At 47.2% G+C, this 15,890-nt stretch carries 9 protein-coding genes and 2 pseudogenes; 5 read left to right on the top strand and 6 right to left on the bottom strand.

The window, feature by feature from the left end:
* Positions 1–10: 10 nt before the first annotated feature.
* The gene (locus R5H20_RS02585; RefSeq protein WP_006638675.1) at positions 11–1,234 is read right to left on the bottom strand and encodes a Ger(x)C family spore germination protein; all 1,224 of its coding nucleotides are present in this window, start codon (positions 1,232–1,234) and stop codon (positions 11–13) included.
* A pseudogene (locus R5H20_RS02580) lies at positions 1,218–2,862 on the bottom strand (spore germination protein). The gene R5H20_RS02585 and the pseudogene R5H20_RS02580 overlap by 17 nt, the downstream one beginning before the upstream one ends.
* Positions 2,863–2,989: 127 nt before the next feature.
* On the opposite strand from R5H20_RS02580, the gene R5H20_RS02575 reads away from it, so the two are divergent.
* Positions 2,990–3,211, top strand: coding sequence for a YczF family membrane protein (locus R5H20_RS02575; RefSeq protein WP_006638674.1), 222 nt, complete (start codon positions 2,990–2,992; stop codon positions 3,209–3,211).
* A gap of 33 nt (positions 3,212–3,244) precedes the next feature.
* Here the strand turns inward: R5H20_RS02575 and R5H20_RS02570 are convergent, their stop codons facing one another.
* A complete protein-coding gene (locus R5H20_RS02570; protein WP_029418935.1) occupies positions 3,245–4,981 on the bottom strand; it encodes a right-handed parallel beta-helix repeat-containing protein in 1,737 nt (578 codons plus the stop codon).
* A gap of 295 nt (positions 4,982–5,276) precedes the next feature.
* Here R5H20_RS02570 and R5H20_RS02565 point away from each other — a divergent pair, with 295 nt between their 5' ends.
* Both R5H20_RS02565 and R5H20_RS02560 read left to right on the top strand, forming a co-directional pair.
* Positions 5,277–6,767 (top strand): peptide MFS transporter, encoded by a 1,491-nt coding sequence (locus R5H20_RS02565; protein ID WP_006638672.1) that lies wholly within the window; start codon positions 5,277–5,279, stop codon positions 6,765–6,767.
* Between the two features lie 369 nt (positions 6,768–7,136).
* The gene (locus tag R5H20_RS02560; RefSeq protein WP_006638671.1) at positions 7,137–8,288 is read left to right on the top strand and encodes a phytase; all 1,152 of its coding nucleotides are present in this window, start codon (positions 7,137–7,139) and stop codon (positions 8,286–8,288) included.
* Positions 8,289–8,338: 50 nt separating this feature from the next.
* Here the strand turns inward: R5H20_RS02560 and R5H20_RS02555 are convergent, their stop codons facing one another.
* Positions 8,339–10,411: a beta-galactosidase gene (locus R5H20_RS02555; protein WP_155011492.1), complete on the bottom strand. Its 2,073-nt coding sequence runs from the start codon at positions 10,409–10,411 to the stop codon at positions 8,339–8,341.
* A gap of 312 nt (positions 10,412–10,723) precedes the next feature.
* On the opposite strand from R5H20_RS02555, the pseudogene R5H20_RS02550 reads away from it, so the two are divergent.
* Positions 10,724–11,641, top strand: a pseudogene (locus R5H20_RS02550) (GNAT family N-acetyltransferase).
* A 16-nt stretch (positions 11,642–11,657) separates the two neighbouring features.
* Entirely contained in the window at positions 11,658–12,923 is a 1,266-nt protein-coding gene (locus R5H20_RS02545) for an MFS transporter (RefSeq protein WP_006638668.1), read from the top strand.
* Positions 12,924–13,133: 210 nt separating this feature from the next.
* On the opposite strand, the gene mmsB is transcribed toward R5H20_RS02545, so the two are convergent.
* The gene (gene mmsB / locus R5H20_RS02540) at positions 13,134–14,345 is read right to left on the bottom strand and encodes a multiple monosaccharide ABC transporter permease (RefSeq protein ID WP_006638667.1); all 1,212 of its coding nucleotides are present in this window, start codon (positions 14,343–14,345) and stop codon (positions 13,134–13,136) included.
* Positions 14,320–15,888 (bottom strand): multiple monosaccharide ABC transporter ATP-binding protein, encoded by a 1,569-nt coding sequence (gene mmsA, locus R5H20_RS02535; protein WP_006638666.1) that lies wholly within the window; start codon positions 15,886–15,888, stop codon positions 14,320–14,322. Before mmsA ends, mmsB begins: the two co-directional genes overlap by 26 nt.
* Between the last annotated feature and the right edge of the window lie 2 nt (positions 15,889–15,890).

Here is a 15,890-nt window from a genome sequence, read left to right as displayed (position 1 = left end):
TACCTTCCCGTTAAGATCGTCCTTCCCCGTGGTCCAAATTGTTTGGATTGTTTCTTAAACCGGTTCTGCGGACATAGGCATCCACTGTGATGTCCACATCGAGATCAGGGAAATATCGATTGCTCCATTGATGTTTCATTTTTCCCCATAGTCCGGGATAAGAGCGGTAAATGATATCGCCGAATTGAAGGACATCGGTTTTGTTTTGCTTGGCGACGCTGATCGAATGCTGCAGTTCCTTTTTTAATTCCTGTCCAGCCGATTTTTCAATTTTATTGAGCACTTGCGGATCATCAAGATGGATCGGTATGGTCGTTTCGCCGATATCCCCCTCCATTTCCACATGGACGGAGATGGCCGGCCGGTTATGTTTCAGTTTCGCAGAAACATTCGTTTTTTGCCTTATCACATCGTATGTGACCGATTGTTTCTGCTGGCCCCATTCAAGGGTGATGTAGCTTCTGTTCACTTTATTCCGCAGCCATAAAACGCCTCTCGCCGTCTCTCCTTCAAGCCAATTGACAAGCTTCCCTTCCTTGAAAACGGCGAGGCCGTCCGCTTCCACCGTCGCCGCCGGAGCGGTTGACTGAACATTCTCCATTTTGTCCGCCTTTTTTAAATCCCCTTTCACCCGAAAAGATGTGATGATCGGATGCCTGGACTGGGATGTTAAGCATTTGATCACATCTTGAACGCTTGTTTTCAAATGCTCCCCCAGCTGCTGTTCGGTAAATTGCAGTGTTTTGTTCACTTTGTTTGATGGAACCTTATCAACCGGCGTAAGCGTTTTGATGAAAGTTTTTGCTTTATGTCCGCGGGAGATGATGATCGTCGCAGACGAGCGGAAATCCGTATCCCGGTCAAGCACATCCAAGATTTGAATAAGCCCTTCATCCTTGGCCAGTTCTTCGTCAACGACAACAAGGTTTGTATGCGAGTAATATATTTGCCGTGAAATTTTGGCTGAAGCATGGCGGCTCATCTCTGTCAGATTGTTCCCGGCAATCGAATAGTTGGTCACGGGCGGGCGGTCTCCTCCCTGCCCCCCTTGGAGGCCCCCCGTCACGTTGATGGGGTTGACGATCTGAAAACTCAATTCATATTTGGTTTTTTCACCTTTATCGATGCCAATGGCAGAAATAAGCAACAGGTCCGTCAGTTCTTTTTTATCCCAGCATCCTTGAAGAAGGATAACGGCGGCAAGCATGATCAACACTTTAATGCTGCGGTTCATTTCCATCACCCTTTTGTTGGTCAGTCTTCATATCGCCCGGTTCTGGAGGCTGCGGTTTTTGATCATGGCCTTGGCGAAGCTTATTGTCATTGCCAAGCAGCTCCGGCCTTTTTTCATGCGTCCACCAAGGCGAACGGAAAATCGTATCGCCCCAGTTTTTCGGAATGAATGGAGCAAAAGGCGTCATATATGGAACACCGAAGGAACGCATGCTGCTTAAATGGACAAACATGATGATCAGTCCAAGGATGATGCCGTAGAATCCGGTCGTCGCCGCAGCGATGATAAAGAAAAAGCGGACGATCCGGGCGGAAATGGCCATCGCAAAGGCCGGCGTCGCAAAGCTTGAAATCGCCGTAATCGCCACGATGATAACCATCGCCGGCGAGACGATCCCGGCCTGCACCGCAGCCTGTCCGATTACGATGGCTCCAACGATCGAAACGGCCGAGCCGATCGCCTTCGGAAGGCGGATGCCCGCTTCCCGCAGTATTTCAAAGGAGACTTCCATCATTAAAGCCTCCACAACGGCCGGAAAAGGAACGATTTCACGCTGGGCGGCAATGACAATGAGCAGCTCCGTCGGAATCATTTCCTGGTGAAACGTCGTTGCTCCCACATAAACGGCGGGGGCGATTAATGAAATAAAGAATATCAACACCCGCAAAAAGCGGATAAACGTCGCAATATCAAATCGGGAATAGTAGTCTTCAACAGATTGAAAAAACTGAATAAATACGGCGGGAACGAGCAAAACAAACGGCGTCCCGTCAACAAAAATGGCAATTCTCCCCTCAAGCAGGTTTCCCGCGACCATGTCAGGCCTCTCCGTATGGTAAATGGTCGGAAAGGTCGTAAACGGGACATCTTCGATCAGCTGTTCAATATAACCCGATTCCAGTATGCTGTCGATTTCGATGCCCCCGCCAGCCTTTTTTTGACTTCCTTCACCGTTTTTTCATTGCAGATTCCGTTGATGTACATGAGCGCGACATCGGTTTTTGTCACGCTGCCCATCGTCATCTTTTCGACCCACAGATTTGGATTTTTGACGATTCTTCTCACTAACGAAAGATTGGTATCAAGTGATTCTATAAAACCTTCCCTTGACCCGCGAAACGCCTGCTGGTTTTCTGGTTCCTTGATGGAGCGCTTCTCGCCGCCTTTTGTGCTGGCAACTACAGCAAACTGCGCTCCGTCCGCTAAAATAACCGTATCTCCGGCCATTAAAGAATCGAAAACTGAAGCAAGCCGTTCTTTCTGATGGACACCGCCCAGCGCCACTGCATCTGCGGCAATCGAATCAAGAATGTCCCGGCTGTCTTCCTTTTTTTTCAGCTCCTTGGAATTCAAAATCGATTCAATCAGGAATTCATGAATGGCTTTTTCATCGGCGATTCCGGCGACATACACAATGGCTGTTTCGACTTGCCCACCGAGACCTGTTTTCAGCTGGCGGACCACGATATCAGAACTGTTCCCCGTTTTTTCTTTATAATATTCAGATTTTCAGAAAGGGACTGACGGATGTTGCCTGTGACATGGTCGTTTTCCGGGCTGCTATCATCTGTCTTAAGAGATTCCTGATTTTTTTTCGCTTTCTGGTTGCCTTTAAAAAAGAATGGCATAGCTGTCAGAATCCCCCCTTTTTCTCGTTTTTTCGTATTTTTCCTTACAACTGAACATTTATACTTGTCCCGCGCATAGCGCTGTGTGAAAACAGAAAAAATAACGGGGAACGGAGAGTGGTTTTTTGTGAAAGTAATCGGAATCGGGGTTTTGCTGTTCATCTGCTTGATGGGCATGTCTGTCATGCTTGATTTTTTTCAAGGGATGTCATTGTATGAAGCGGTAATCAACAATCTGTCATTCAACATATTGGAAATAGGAGAATGGCTGATGATCCTGTTATATATATCGATTGTATTTGCGGAAGCCTTGGGGGATCTGAAGAGGAAAAAGAAAAAAAGAACATAAAAACGGCTCCCTCTATCATGGGAGCCTTGTTTTTCATACAATGACATTGCCGCTTACGACATCTGTCTGATGACTCTGGATCGTCCCTTTCGCAATCGTGTTTCCGAGGATCATGGATTGTCTTGAGGTATTCGTTTGAATGGCTGTAATGCCGTCTGCCGAACGGCTGCGGATGGTATTGTTCATAATGGCTGTGCCTGATGATTGGGTAAGGTAGAGAATGACGGCCGGTCTAGACGCCCTCATAAGAGTAATCGTATTGCCGACGATTTCATGAGTCCCATTGGTGATATAAATCGTGACGACAAGCGGGGAATCTTCAATCGTATTCCTGATCAGTTTCGTTTGCTTTTCAGTTGAACAATAAATCGGGAAATTGGTAAAACCGCTGATGCTGTTATTCTGTATGACAGCGGAGGCTTGATTTGTGACAGATATTGAATAGGATTCGGGGACAATCTGAAAAGATGCCGGGGAAATAAAGTTTCCATCGATGACTGCACTGCCTTGTGATATCCATATTCCTCTCGAGAACCGGGTGATGACGTTTTGTTTTATATGCGCGTCGTCCGCTTCGCTTCTCACCGCAAGGATCACATTGGCGATGTTGTTATTGGAAAAGGTGATATTGACTGATTGGGTCATGCTGAGGCCGATGCTCATCTTTTTTTCCGGTACGCCATTTTTAATATCATTTCCTTCGATGAAGACGTTTGTTGCTTGATAAACGGAGATGCCCGCATTTTCAAAATTGATGATTTTGTTGCCTGAGACAAAAACGTTTTCCCCGCGGATATCAATTCCTGTCGAAAAGCCGCTGATCAGGTTTCCTTTAATCACCGCTTCGCGGGTCGATCCCGAGGTGTTTGCCCCTTGGCCGGAAATGCCCGTATTCTGCCCCGAAACTTCGGGATTGTTTTCGATTATATTACCGGAAATGATCGTCCCGGTTCCATATCCGTAGGAAATGGTGCCGTCTGTTTGATTTCCTTCAATACGTACAGAGGCTCCGTTGAAATTTGTAACCGCGCTGTTTACATTGCCTTTAAAGGTATTGTTGCGAATGATAATATTGACGGGCTTTTCGTAGATGACAGCTCCTTCGCTGTACCCTTCAATATCGATTCCAAACCGCGGGGACGTTCCATTCCCGGTTCCTGCATCCACAATGCTGCAACCTTCAATCAAAACGCCGTCACAGCCTGTCATCGAGATGTTGTTTCTGCGGGAACGGCTGATTTCACAATTTCTTACCGTTACACGCTCTGAAGATTTGTAGCCTTGGCCGCCGGCGCTGATGATGATGCCGTCGCCGGTAAAATCTGCGATTCTCACATTTTCGATCAGCACGTTTGACGCTCCTTCGACACAGATGCCGAAGCCCCACTCATGCGTCGGCCTCGGTGATGCCGTATAGGTATGTTCATCCCTGTCGCCTATAATGGCGCCTCCGGTTATTTTGACGTTTGATTCACCTCCTATATAAAAAGCAGAGTACCCCCATGAGCTGTTCGGTTTGATTTTTATTACAGTTTCGGCATCCATCAGGATTGAAATGTTGCTTGGAACATTGATTCCCCCGTTTCGAAACGGGAATCCGGGATCGCCGTTCAACGTCCCGTCGATCAAATAGACTCCATTCGGTATCCATACTGTATGCAGCCCCATAGATTTTGTCCAGTCCAGACATTCATTGATTGCTTTCGTGCTATCCGTTTTGCCGTCGCCGACGGCGCCGAATTTCGTCACATCGGCAATGATCATGGTCATGTCTTCAAGTTGCCGATCTGGCATGTACATCCATCCTCCTTTTAGGAAAATCCACTCTTCTTATTAATATGGCAATCTAGTAACATTCGCTTGTACAAAATAGATAAAATTTTATCAAAAAATCTTTATATCAAACCGGATTTCCAAAATCTTTTTTTCACCGCATGTAAAGCGCTTTTACAAAAAGAGCCTAATGTCCTATTCGATCATCAAATCAATTTGCGATCTATTGACAGGATCATTATATAAGAATATGATTTTTATAATAAGCTCAGAAAAAGAAGGAGTATTGCGAATGTCTAATCATCAAAATGAAAGTATTCAAAACATTCCGCAAAAGGGGTTTTTTGGACATCCCCGCGGACTCTTCACTCTATTTTTTACTGAATTTTGGGAGCGCTTCTCATATTATGGAATGAAAGCGATCCTTATCTACTATTTGTATACTGAAATTAATAAAGGCGGCCTCGGCTTTGATGAGGCCACGGCCAACAGCATCATGGCCGTATACGGCTCCCTCGTCTACATGTCGGGAATCATCGGCGGCTGGATTGCGGACAGGCTGCTGGGAACGGCAAATACCGTATTTTACGGCGGTGTGCTCATTATGTTCGGCCACATTCTGCTCGCTTTCCCAGGCAGCGTACCCGCTTTCTTCGCCAGCATGTTTTTGATCATTATTGGGACAGGCCTTCTGAAACCAAACGTTTCAAGCGTTGTCGGCGACCTGTACAGCTCTGAAGATACACGCCGCGATTCCGGCTTCAGTATTTTCTACATGGGAATTAACTTGGGTGGATTTCTGGCGCCTCTTATTGTCGGCACAGTCGGCCAAACTTATAATTACCATCTCGGGTTCAGCCTTGCCGCCATCGGTATGTTCCTCGGACTTGTCACCTATTTGCTGACGAGAAAGAAAAATCTCGGACCTGCGGGAAAGACCGTTCCAAACCCGCTGGCACCATCTGAGCGGAAAAAAGTGTTCGGCCGCATCGGCCTCGGTGTTCTTGTTATTGCAATCATCGGCGCTTATTTGATCTCAAAAGGCATTTTGACAATCAGCGTGTTTACGATGCTTGTCAGCATTCTCGGCATTTTGATTCCTTTGCTTTATTTCATCGTGATGTTTTACAGCTCGAAAACGACAAGCGATGAAAAATCACGGCTTATCGCCTATATCCCGCTGTTTGTCGCATCGATGATGTTCTGGGCGATCCAGGAGCAGGGTTCCAATATTTTAGCGACATATGCGGACAAACGGACTCATTTAGAATTTATGGGACTGCAATTGCAATCATCATGGTTTCAATCTTTGAATCCACTGTTTATCGTCGTGCTCGCACCGGTCTTTGCGTGGCTGTGGATGCGTCTCGGAAAACGCCAGCCGTCAACACCGACGAAATTTTCACTCGGTTTGATATTGGCCGGCTTGTCATTCATCGTGATGATTTTCCCTGCCTATATCAACGGCACTGAGTCACTGGCAAATCCAATGTGGCTCGTACTCAGCTTCCTGATTGTCGTGCTTGGGGAATTGTGCCTCTCTCCAGTCGGTTTATCTGCAACGTCAAAGCTTGCTCCGGCCGCTTTCTCCGCGCAGACCATGAGCCTGTGGTTTCTATCAAACGCTTCTGCGCAGGCCATTAACGCGCAGATCGTCAAGTACTACAGCGCAGATACCGAAATCGCCTACTTCGGCGTCATCGGAGGTATATCAATCTTATTAGGATTGATTCTGTTTATGCTTTCTCCTAAAATTCAAAAATTTATGAAAGGCGTTAATTAACAAAAAAACGGCAGGCTGTCTCTAAGGCAGTCTGCTTTTCTTTTTTCATGTTCCCCCTTGACATATACCTGTATAAGACACCCTCAGCATAAGAACTCCGAAGCGGCCTATCAAAAAATCGATCGCAGGGTTTCCTATTCCGAAGCTTTCCCCGATGAATCAGGATCTGCCTGTAAAAAGGCCGGGAATTCTGATACACAGCAGCCGCGGCAAGCGATTCAAATAGCACAGACGATCATGTGACATTAGTTCAATATGCATGATCATATTGGTTTATTTTAGAATTTTGATCAAAAATTCACACTTTCTTAAACTTAATCTTACATAAATTTGCTAACATGAATGTCATCATAAAGGAGGGGATAGAACATGAAACAAAACCTTTACAAAACGATCACAGCCTCAGCTCTTGCAGCAGCAATTTTCGTTCCTTCATGGAGCGGAGCGCCGCATGCAAGGGCAGCTGCCATAAACGATTTTACAGTGACTGCCGATATGGAGACGGAACCGGTGAAAACCGCTGATGACGCGGCAGATGATCCGGCCATCTGGGTTCATCCAAAACACCCGGAACAAAGCAAATTGATTACTACAAACAAAAAATCCGGCTTAATAGTTTACAATCTGGATGGAAAACAACTCTCTTCCTATTCATTTGGAAAATTAAACAATGTCGACCTTCGCTACGATTTTCCACTCGGAGGCAAAAAAGTCGATATTGCCGGCGCTTCCAACAGGTCAGCCGGAAAAAACACAATAGAAATATACGCTTTTAACGGAGACAAGGGCGAATTAAAAAACATCGTCAATCCGGACAAACCAATCAAAACGTCCATTAACGAAGTCTATGGATTCAGCTTATACCACAGCCAAAAAACGGGTAAGTTCTATGCGATGGTAACGGGAAAGGACGGCGAATTTGAACAATACGAGCTATTCGATAACGGCAAAGGACAAGTTGAAGGCAAAAAAGTCCGTGCGTTTCAAATAGGCTCCCAGACGGAAGGAGTTGTGGCAGACGATGAATATGGCGCATTGTACATCGCAGAGGAGGATGTTGCGCTTTGGGAGTTCAGCGCCGAGCCGAATGGCGGTCAAGATGGAAAGATCATCGACCGTGCAGGCGGCAAACATCTGACCGCCGATATTGAAGGACTGACCATTTATTATGGAGCAGACGGCAAAGGATATTTGCTTGCATCAAGCCAGGGCGATAACAGGTATGCCATTTACGACCGGCGGGGAAATCATGAATATCTCGGCGCATTTTCGATCGGAGGCGGCCAACAAATCGACGGGACAAGCGATACAGATGGAATCGATGTCCTCGGTTTCGGGCTGGGCGAGAAATATCCGTATGGAATCTTTGTTGCCCAGGATGGTGAAAATATCGAAAACGGCCAATTGGCAAACCAGAATTTCAAAGTCGTCTCTTGGGAGAAAATCGCAAAATCATTGCATTCTATTCCAAATCTAAACGAACAGGTCAACCCGCGCACCTTGAAAAACCGCGCAAATTAACGGTGAATTTGAAACATCCGGAGAAGCGTTCTCCGGATGTTTTTGATCTTTCATTCCGCCTGACGGCTCCGGCGGAAAATGACGGTTCCATACGGAGGCAATTTGACAGTGCCTTTCTTGCGGGTCCCTTTCAGCATATCTGTATATGTTTCATCAGGAAGGGCGACGCTCCGGTTTTCTTCTGTAAAGTTCAGAAGAAAAACATAGTCATGCTTGCCGTCTGTGCGAAGCTGGGCTGTAACACCGTCCGGAAGATCTGTGTCGAGCACCTTTGCGATCCCGGTTTCTTCAATCAGCTTGGATATGAAAGCTTTCTGAAAAGACGCTTCATTTCTCGATGCGATATAATAGGCTTTTCCTGCCCCGAACAGATTGACTGTCAAGGCCGGCCGCCCCGCGTAAAAATCTTTGTCGTAAAAGGCGAGCGCTTCGGCTCCCTCCAAATGTACCAAGTCGCAAAGCTCAGACGCTTCATAGCTTCCGCTCAATCCAAGCCGGTTATCGCTGTCCATCACAACTGTGTTCTTCTGTCCATCGTAAAGGGCATCGATTTCTTCAGACCAGATGCCGAGCGTTTTTCTCAGCCCGCCCGGGAAGCCGCCGAGAAAGGCGAGATCATGTTCATCAACAATCCCTGACCAATATGTCGCGACAAATGTACCGCCGTCTTGAACAAACCGCTCGATCCGTTTGGCCGTATCCTTTTTCAGCATGTAGAGCATCGGCGCAATCACAAGCTTATATTGTGAGAAATCACCATCCATATGAATGACATCGACCGGGACCCCTTCCTCCCAAAACGGCTGATAAAACGATTTAACGGTGCGTTCATAATGGCTGATATTGCGCGGCCCCTGGGCATCTTCCAGCGCCCAGTGGTTTTCCCAGTCAAATATGACCGCTACTTCCGGTTCCACTGTCGTACCGGCGATTTCATCAAGCTTGGCGAGCTTTTCACCGAGCTTTTTGACATCTTGAAAGACGCGCGTATGCTCTGATCCTTCATGGTCGACGACAGCACCATGCAATTTCTCGCTTGATCCGCGGCTTTTCCTCCATTGGAAATACTGCACGGTATCAGATCCGTGGGCGATCGCCTGCAGTGAAGATAATTCATGCATCCCCGGACGCTTCAGCTTGCTGACATCCTGCCAGTTTGTCATGCTTGGCGTACTTTCCATCAGCATGAACGGCCGGCCGCCTTTTAAGGAGCGGTTGATGTCATGGACAAACGCAATGTCGGCGCCCAGCTCGCTTTCTTTCTGGCGATTGTTGTGCCACGCCGGGTATGAGTCCCAAGATATGACATCAAGCAGGTCTGCGAATTTCCAATAGTTCAGACCGGCGTATGTCCCCATGAAATTCGTTGTGACGGGAAGTTCCGGATGAAAAGAGCGGACATGGGCGATTTCATGGCGGCAAAAATCAACCGTCTGATCGGTGACAAAGCGCTTCCAGTCCAAATTCAGCCCGTGCACGGCGTCTTCGCCGTGGGGAGCAGGCGATTCAATCTCATCCCAATCGGTATAGGTATGGCTCCAAAATGCCGTCCACCATGCATGGTTAAGCTGATCAAGCGTTTTGTATTTCGCCAGCAGCCATTCTCTGAATTTGGCCTGGCATAAATCACAATGGCATTCTCCGCTGTATTCGTTGGAAATATGCCAGCCGATGACAGCCGGATGATGGGCATACCGCTCTGCAAGCTTTCCATTCATAATCGCCGTTTTTTGGCGATAGACAGGTGAAGTATAACAATGGTTGTGCCGCTTTCCATGAAGATTGCGAACCCTGTTTCGCTCCGTTCTCAGTACTTCCGGATACTTCTTTGACATCCATGCCGGCCTTGCGCCGCTCGGCGTAGCCAAAAACGAATATATGCCATTTTCTTCAAAAGAATCCAGCACTTGATCAAGCCAGTCAAATGTAAACCTTCCTTCTTCAGGCTCGAGGGAAACCCAGGAAAAAATACCGACAGACATCACATTGCAGCGGGACAGCTTCATTAAGCGGATATCCTCTTTTAACACATCGGGATATTTGAGCCATTGATCCGGGTTGTAGTCGGCTCCATGCAGTAATCGGGGAACTTTCCGGCTAATCGGGGGAAATGGTGTCACCATCCGCGATTCATCCTTTCTTCATCATATTCTTGGAACGCGATGACAGCGGTGTTTATTAAGTGGAACGCTTTCAAAAAACAGGTTCGTATGTTGCGGGATTGTCCGTTTGTTAGGTTATATACGATTCCGTCTGTCCGCTTTCCTGCCCTGCAGCGCCGGATTTTATGGAATATTTGTAAAATATATTCTATAATTGTTATTGTCTACAAAAACGGAATGACCCTCTACCTGCTGCCATATATATACTTGACTTAATCAACTATTTTATTATAATTGATTCAAGCAACTATTTAAGGGAGAGAGGTTCTCAATATGGCGGAAGTCGACCATTCGATCACATTAGAATTCAGAAAGTTCAATCGATTCTACACAAATGTTCTAGGTTTTCTAAATGAACATATTTACGACAGTCCGTTTTCTTTAACGGAAACACGGATCGTATTTGAGATCAAAAACACCCCCCATTGCACGGCCAAGCTTCTTCAAGACAGGCTCAACCTTGACCGCGGCTATGTGAGCAGAATCATCAAGCGGTTTGAAAGAGAAAACATCCTCTACAAGGAAAAAAGCGAGGAAGACAGCCGCAACCATTACCTGTATTTAACGGATTTCGGCCAAACGATTTATAAAAAACTGGAGACGAAAGCAAATCAGCAAATCGAATATATGCTCAAGCATGTGGACGCCAAAAGCCAGGAACAGCTTGCCCGGGCGATGCAGACGGTCGAAAGCATATTGTCAGAGCAGCTGTCGCCGCAAGAAAACACGATTTCAATTAGGGATTAATATCTATCAGACGATATAAAGCTGATGATTGAAAAACAGCGGACATTTTATGCCGAGGCGCACGGGTGGGACCAGACATTTTCAGACTATCTGCAAGAAACGTTTGACGCCGACATCGAAAAAATTTGGATCGCCGAAAGTGCGGGAAGGTTCGCGGGATGCGTCGGACTTGTCAAGCACGATGATCGGACAGTGCAGCTCAGATGGTTCCTTGTCGATTCCGCTTTTCGCAATCAGGGAGTCGGCAGCCGCCTGCTCGGGGAGCTCATCGATTATTGCCGGGAAATGCGATTTGAACGGATCTTTCTTTGGACAGTCAGCACAATGGCTGAAGCCCGCCCTCTATATGAAAAATTCGGATTCAGACTGACTGAAGTCAAAGATGAGGCGCCGTTATGGGGGCAGCGGCTCCAAGAGGAACGATGGGACAGAGAATTAGACTGATGATACGGGAGGATTTATGAAACGAAAATTACACTATGCTTGGATTATCGTTTTTGTGACGTTTTTGACGCTTTTGGCCGTTCAGGGAGTCCGCCTTTCATTCGGGGCCTTTATCCAGCCGTGGGAGGAAGAATTTTCGCTGGACAGAGGGACAATTTCACTCATTTCCACGCTAAGCTTTATTATCTACGGGGTTTCTCAGCCTGTAATCGGAAGGCTGGTCGACCGGTTTGGCCCGAGGGTCATTTTGTCGTTCAGCACGCTGCTGGTGGGTCTGAGCATCTTTTTTACATATCTTGTCACATCTCCATGGCAGCTGTTTATCCTTTACGGCATCATCGCTTCCCTTGGGGTCGGCGGAGCCTCGAATGTCGCTTCAACCGTAATTGTGACAAATTGGTTTAATGAAAAACGGGGCCTTGCCTTCGGCATTATGGAAGCGGGGTTTGGCGCGGGGCAGATGCTTCTCGTGCCGGGGTCCTTGATGCTGATTCACTGGTTCAACTGGAAGATCACTGTGATCGTGCTGGGGATTTTCTTAATCCTGATCGTATTTCCGATCGTCTTATTGTTTTTGAGAAATAGTCCTTCCGAAAAAAACTTGCAGCCGATTGGAGGGGCGAATAAGGAAAGTACGAAAAGCGAACCAGCTGATAACAACCAAATTCCGTACCGGGCCGTTTTTTTCAGCAAAAAATTTTGGTTTCTCATTTTGCCGTTTTTTATATGCGGATTTACGACAACCGGATTAATGGATACCCATCTGATTCCATTTTCACATGACCACGGTTTTTCAACCGGAGTCACCAGCGCGGCTGTCAGCCTTCTGGCGGGCTTTAACATCATCGGCATTTTAATATCAGGGGTCGTCGCTGACCGCTGGAGCAGCCGAAAAATCTTATGTTTTCTATATGCCGTGCGGGCGCTGTCCCTTGTCATTCTGCTGTCAAGCCATCAGCCCGTTCTCCTGCTCGGGTTCGCGATTTTGTTTGGCCTGGTTGACTTTGCGACCGTCGCACCGACGCAAATGCTCGCGACCCAGTATTTCAAGCAGTATTCCGTCGGGTTTATTCTCGGCTGGCTGTTTCTCAGCCACCAGATCGGTTCAGCGCTCGGGGCTTATTTGCCGGGCGTGTGGTACAGCCAAACCGGCAGCTATTCTCTGTCTTTCTATTTGTCGATCATCATTTTGGCAGGAGCAAGCATTTTGAACATCCTGCTGCCTGAGCCTAAAAAGATCAGCAGCACGCTTGAACATGATCACTCCGTCCAGCAGAGCTAATGATAGAAACCTGTTTTTGCCTGTTCAAAAACAGGTTTTTTTATGTTATTTGCCGCCACCTCTTGAATGCTTTTTAAATTGGTGAACGGTTTCCTCAAGCTGATCAGCTATATTTTATAGACTTAAAGAAATAGCCTCCTAAAAAATAAGCATTTATGTTTTTTACAGACAAAAACATCTCCTTTCTCAATCCGAAAGGAGATGTTTTCATTACGATACTTTATTTTTATTGTATATATCAAAAGCGACGGCGATGAGAAGAACAAGTCCTTTAATAGCCTGCTGCCAGTCAATTCCGAGACCGAGCAGGGACATGCCGTTGTTCATGACGCCCATGACAAGACCGCCGATAATCGCTCCGCCGATCGTGCCGATTCCGCCGTAGGCCGAGGCGCCGCCGATGAAGCAGGCCGCGATGGCGTCAAGCTCAAACAGGTTCCCCGCCTTCGGCGTCGCCGCATTTAGACGCGCGGCAAAGATAAGCCCCGAAAGCGCGGCCAAAACCCCCATGTTGACAAAGACCATAAACGTCAGCCGTTTTGTTTTGACCCCGGACAGCTCGGCCGCTTTTTCATTCCCGCCAATCGCATAGATTCTCCGCCCGGCTACGGTTTTTTTCATGACAAATGTATAGCCGGCTATCAAGACAAACAGCGTGATCAAAATAAGCGGGATCCCTTCATAGGTTGCGAGAATGTAAGTGAACAGATTGATGATGGCGATGATAAAAAATACTTTGGCAGCAAACAGCCCTTTTCCCTGTATGTCAAACTGAAATTTTTTCTGCATGTTTCTTTGCTGCAGCTGATACACGATATATATAACCGAAGCCACGATCCCGACCGCAATCGTCGTCAGATGAAAAGCGCCACCGTTCAGCCAGTCCGGGATAAACCCGGAGGCCATCCGCTGAAAGGAAATGGGGAACGGCGCGATCGACTTGCCTTCAAGAACGATCATCGTCAGCCCTCTGAACAGAAGCATCCCCGCCAGCGTTACAATAAATGCCGGAATCTTCACATAAGCGATCCAAAAACCCTGCCAGGCGCCGATCACCGCGCCCAATAAAAGCGACAGTACGACAGCGGCAAAGATCGGCATGTCATTCTCGATGATCATCATCGCCGATACAGCGCCGACGAAAGCGGCCACCGAACCGACCGATAAATCAATATGCCCTGTGATAATGACAAGCATCATCCCGATCGCCAAAATAAGAATATAGCTGTTTTGCAGTACGAGATTGGTAATGTTCAGCGGCCTGAGCAAAATCCCGTCCGTCAGTATTTGAAAGAGCAGCATGATAAACACGAGCGCAATCACCATGCTGTATTTCCGGATGTTCTGTTTATACATGTCGCGAAACAGCTGTAAATATCCGGGCTGCCCCCGGTCTTTATCGGTTTGCACCGGTGTCTGCATACGCCTCTCCCCCTCTCTCCATCCGTATTGTCATGTATTTCATCAATAGCTCCTGATCGGCTTCTTCTTTGGCGAATTCGGCGGTGATCGCCCCTTCGCACATCGTATAGATCCTGTCGCACATGCCAAGCAGCTCAGGGAGTTCTGAAGAAATGATAATCACCGCTTTTCCTTCCTCAGCCAGCTGATTGATGATCGTATAGATTTCATATTTGGCCCCGACATCAATTCCCCGGGTCGGCTCATCGAGAATTAACACATCAGGCTCTGAAAAAATCCACTTGCTCAGCATGACCTTCTGCTGATTTCCCCCGCTCAAGTTTCCGGTTTGCTGATAGACGTCCGGCGTCTTGATGTTTAATTTCCTGCGGAACGCTTCCGCTTCATGTTTTTCTTTCCGCTCATCCATCACAAGGCGGTGTGATACCTTTTCCAATTTTGCCAGGGTGATGTTTTCTTTAATGCTGTCCATTAAAATCAATCCGTTGCCTTTGCGGTCTTCAGTGACATAAACGATGCCGTTTTTGATCGCTTCCCCGGCATTCCTGAGCGTCAATTCCCGGCCGTCTTTGTTAAGCGTGCCGGAAATGTTTTTTCCGTAGGATCTGCCGAAAATGCTCATCGCAAGCTCTGTTCTTCCCGATCCCATCAATCCGGCGATTCCGGCGATCTCGCCTTTTCTGACGGACAGATTAGCGGTTTTCACCACTTTCCGATCCTGTCGAAGAGGATGGTGCACAGTCCAGTCTTTTACTTCAAAGATGACCTTTCCGATCTCGGCGTTTCTGTCAGGGTAGCGGTTTTGCAATTCCCGGCCGACCATGCCCCTGATGATCCGGTTTTCAGTCAATTGCTCGCTTTTGACATTAAGCGTTTCAATCGTCTGTCCGTCACGGAGCACAGTAATCGAATCCGCCACTTTCGTAATTTCATTTAATTTATGCGATATCATAATCGAGGAAATCCCTTGTTTTTTCAGCTCCAATAAAAGCTGAAGCAAATTTTCGCTGTCAGACTCGTTCAAAGCGGCCGTCGGTTCATCTAAAATCAACAGCTGAACCTTTTTTGCCAGCGCTTTCGCAATTTCGACCAATTGCTGTTTTCCGACGCCGATTTGGGAAATCAGCGTGTCCGGCGATTCCTGAAGGCCGACCTTTTTCATCAATTCGAGCGTTTCCAGCTTTGTTTTCCTCCAGTTGATCACACCGCTTTTAGCCTGTTCATTTCCCAAAAAGAGATTTTCCGCAATAGAAAGTCCGGGGATCAGTGCAAGTTCTTGATGGATGATGACAATCCCCGCTTCCTCGCTTTGCTTAATATTTTTAAACTGGCAGACCTCTCCTTTGTATAAAATATCGCCCGTATACGTTCCATAAGGATAGACACCGCTCAACACCTTCATGAGCGTCGATTTGCCCGCGCCGTTTTCCCCGCACAGCGCATGGATTTCGTCCGCTTTGACGCGCAGATGCACGTTATGAAGCGCTTTGACGCCGGGAAATTCTTTTGTGATTCCTCTCATCTCTAAAATGACATCTGACATGG

The sequence above is a fragment of the Bacillus sp. KICET-3 genome (assembly GCF_033261025.1).
Classification (GTDB): Bacteria; Bacillota; Bacilli; order Bacillales; family Bacillaceae; genus Bacillus; species Bacillus sonorensis.
Note: the sequence above shows the minus strand (reverse complement) of the source record. Positions and strands in the feature narration are given on the sequence as shown.

Coding starts and splice junctions, on each gene's coding strand:
- R5H20_RS02585 (WP_006638675.1), bottom strand. CDS start 1,234: ATGAACCGCAGCATTAAAGTGTTGATCATGCTTGCCGCCGTTATCCTT.
- R5H20_RS02570 (WP_029418935.1), bottom strand. CDS start 4,981: ATGACCATGATCATTGCCGATGTGACGAAATTCGGCGCCGTCGGCGAC.
- R5H20_RS02565 (WP_006638672.1), top strand. CDS start 5,277: ATGTCTAATCATCAAAATGAAAGTATTCAAAACATTCCGCAAAAGGGG.
- R5H20_RS02560 (WP_006638671.1), top strand. CDS start 7,137: ATGAAACAAAACCTTTACAAAACGATCACAGCCTCAGCTCTTGCAGCA.
- R5H20_RS02555 (WP_155011492.1), bottom strand. CDS start 10,411: ATGGTGACACCATTTCCCCCGATTAGCCGGAAAGTTCCCCGATTACTG.
- R5H20_RS02545 (WP_006638668.1), top strand. CDS start 11,658: ATGAAACGAAAATTACACTATGCTTGGATTATCGTTTTTGTGACGTTT.
- mmsB (WP_006638667.1), bottom strand. CDS start 14,345: ATGCAGACACCGGTGCAAACCGATAAAGACCGGGGGCAGCCCGGATAT.
- mmsA (WP_006638666.1), bottom strand. CDS start 15,888: ATGTCAGATGTCATTTTAGAGATGAGAGGAATCACAAAAGAATTTCCC.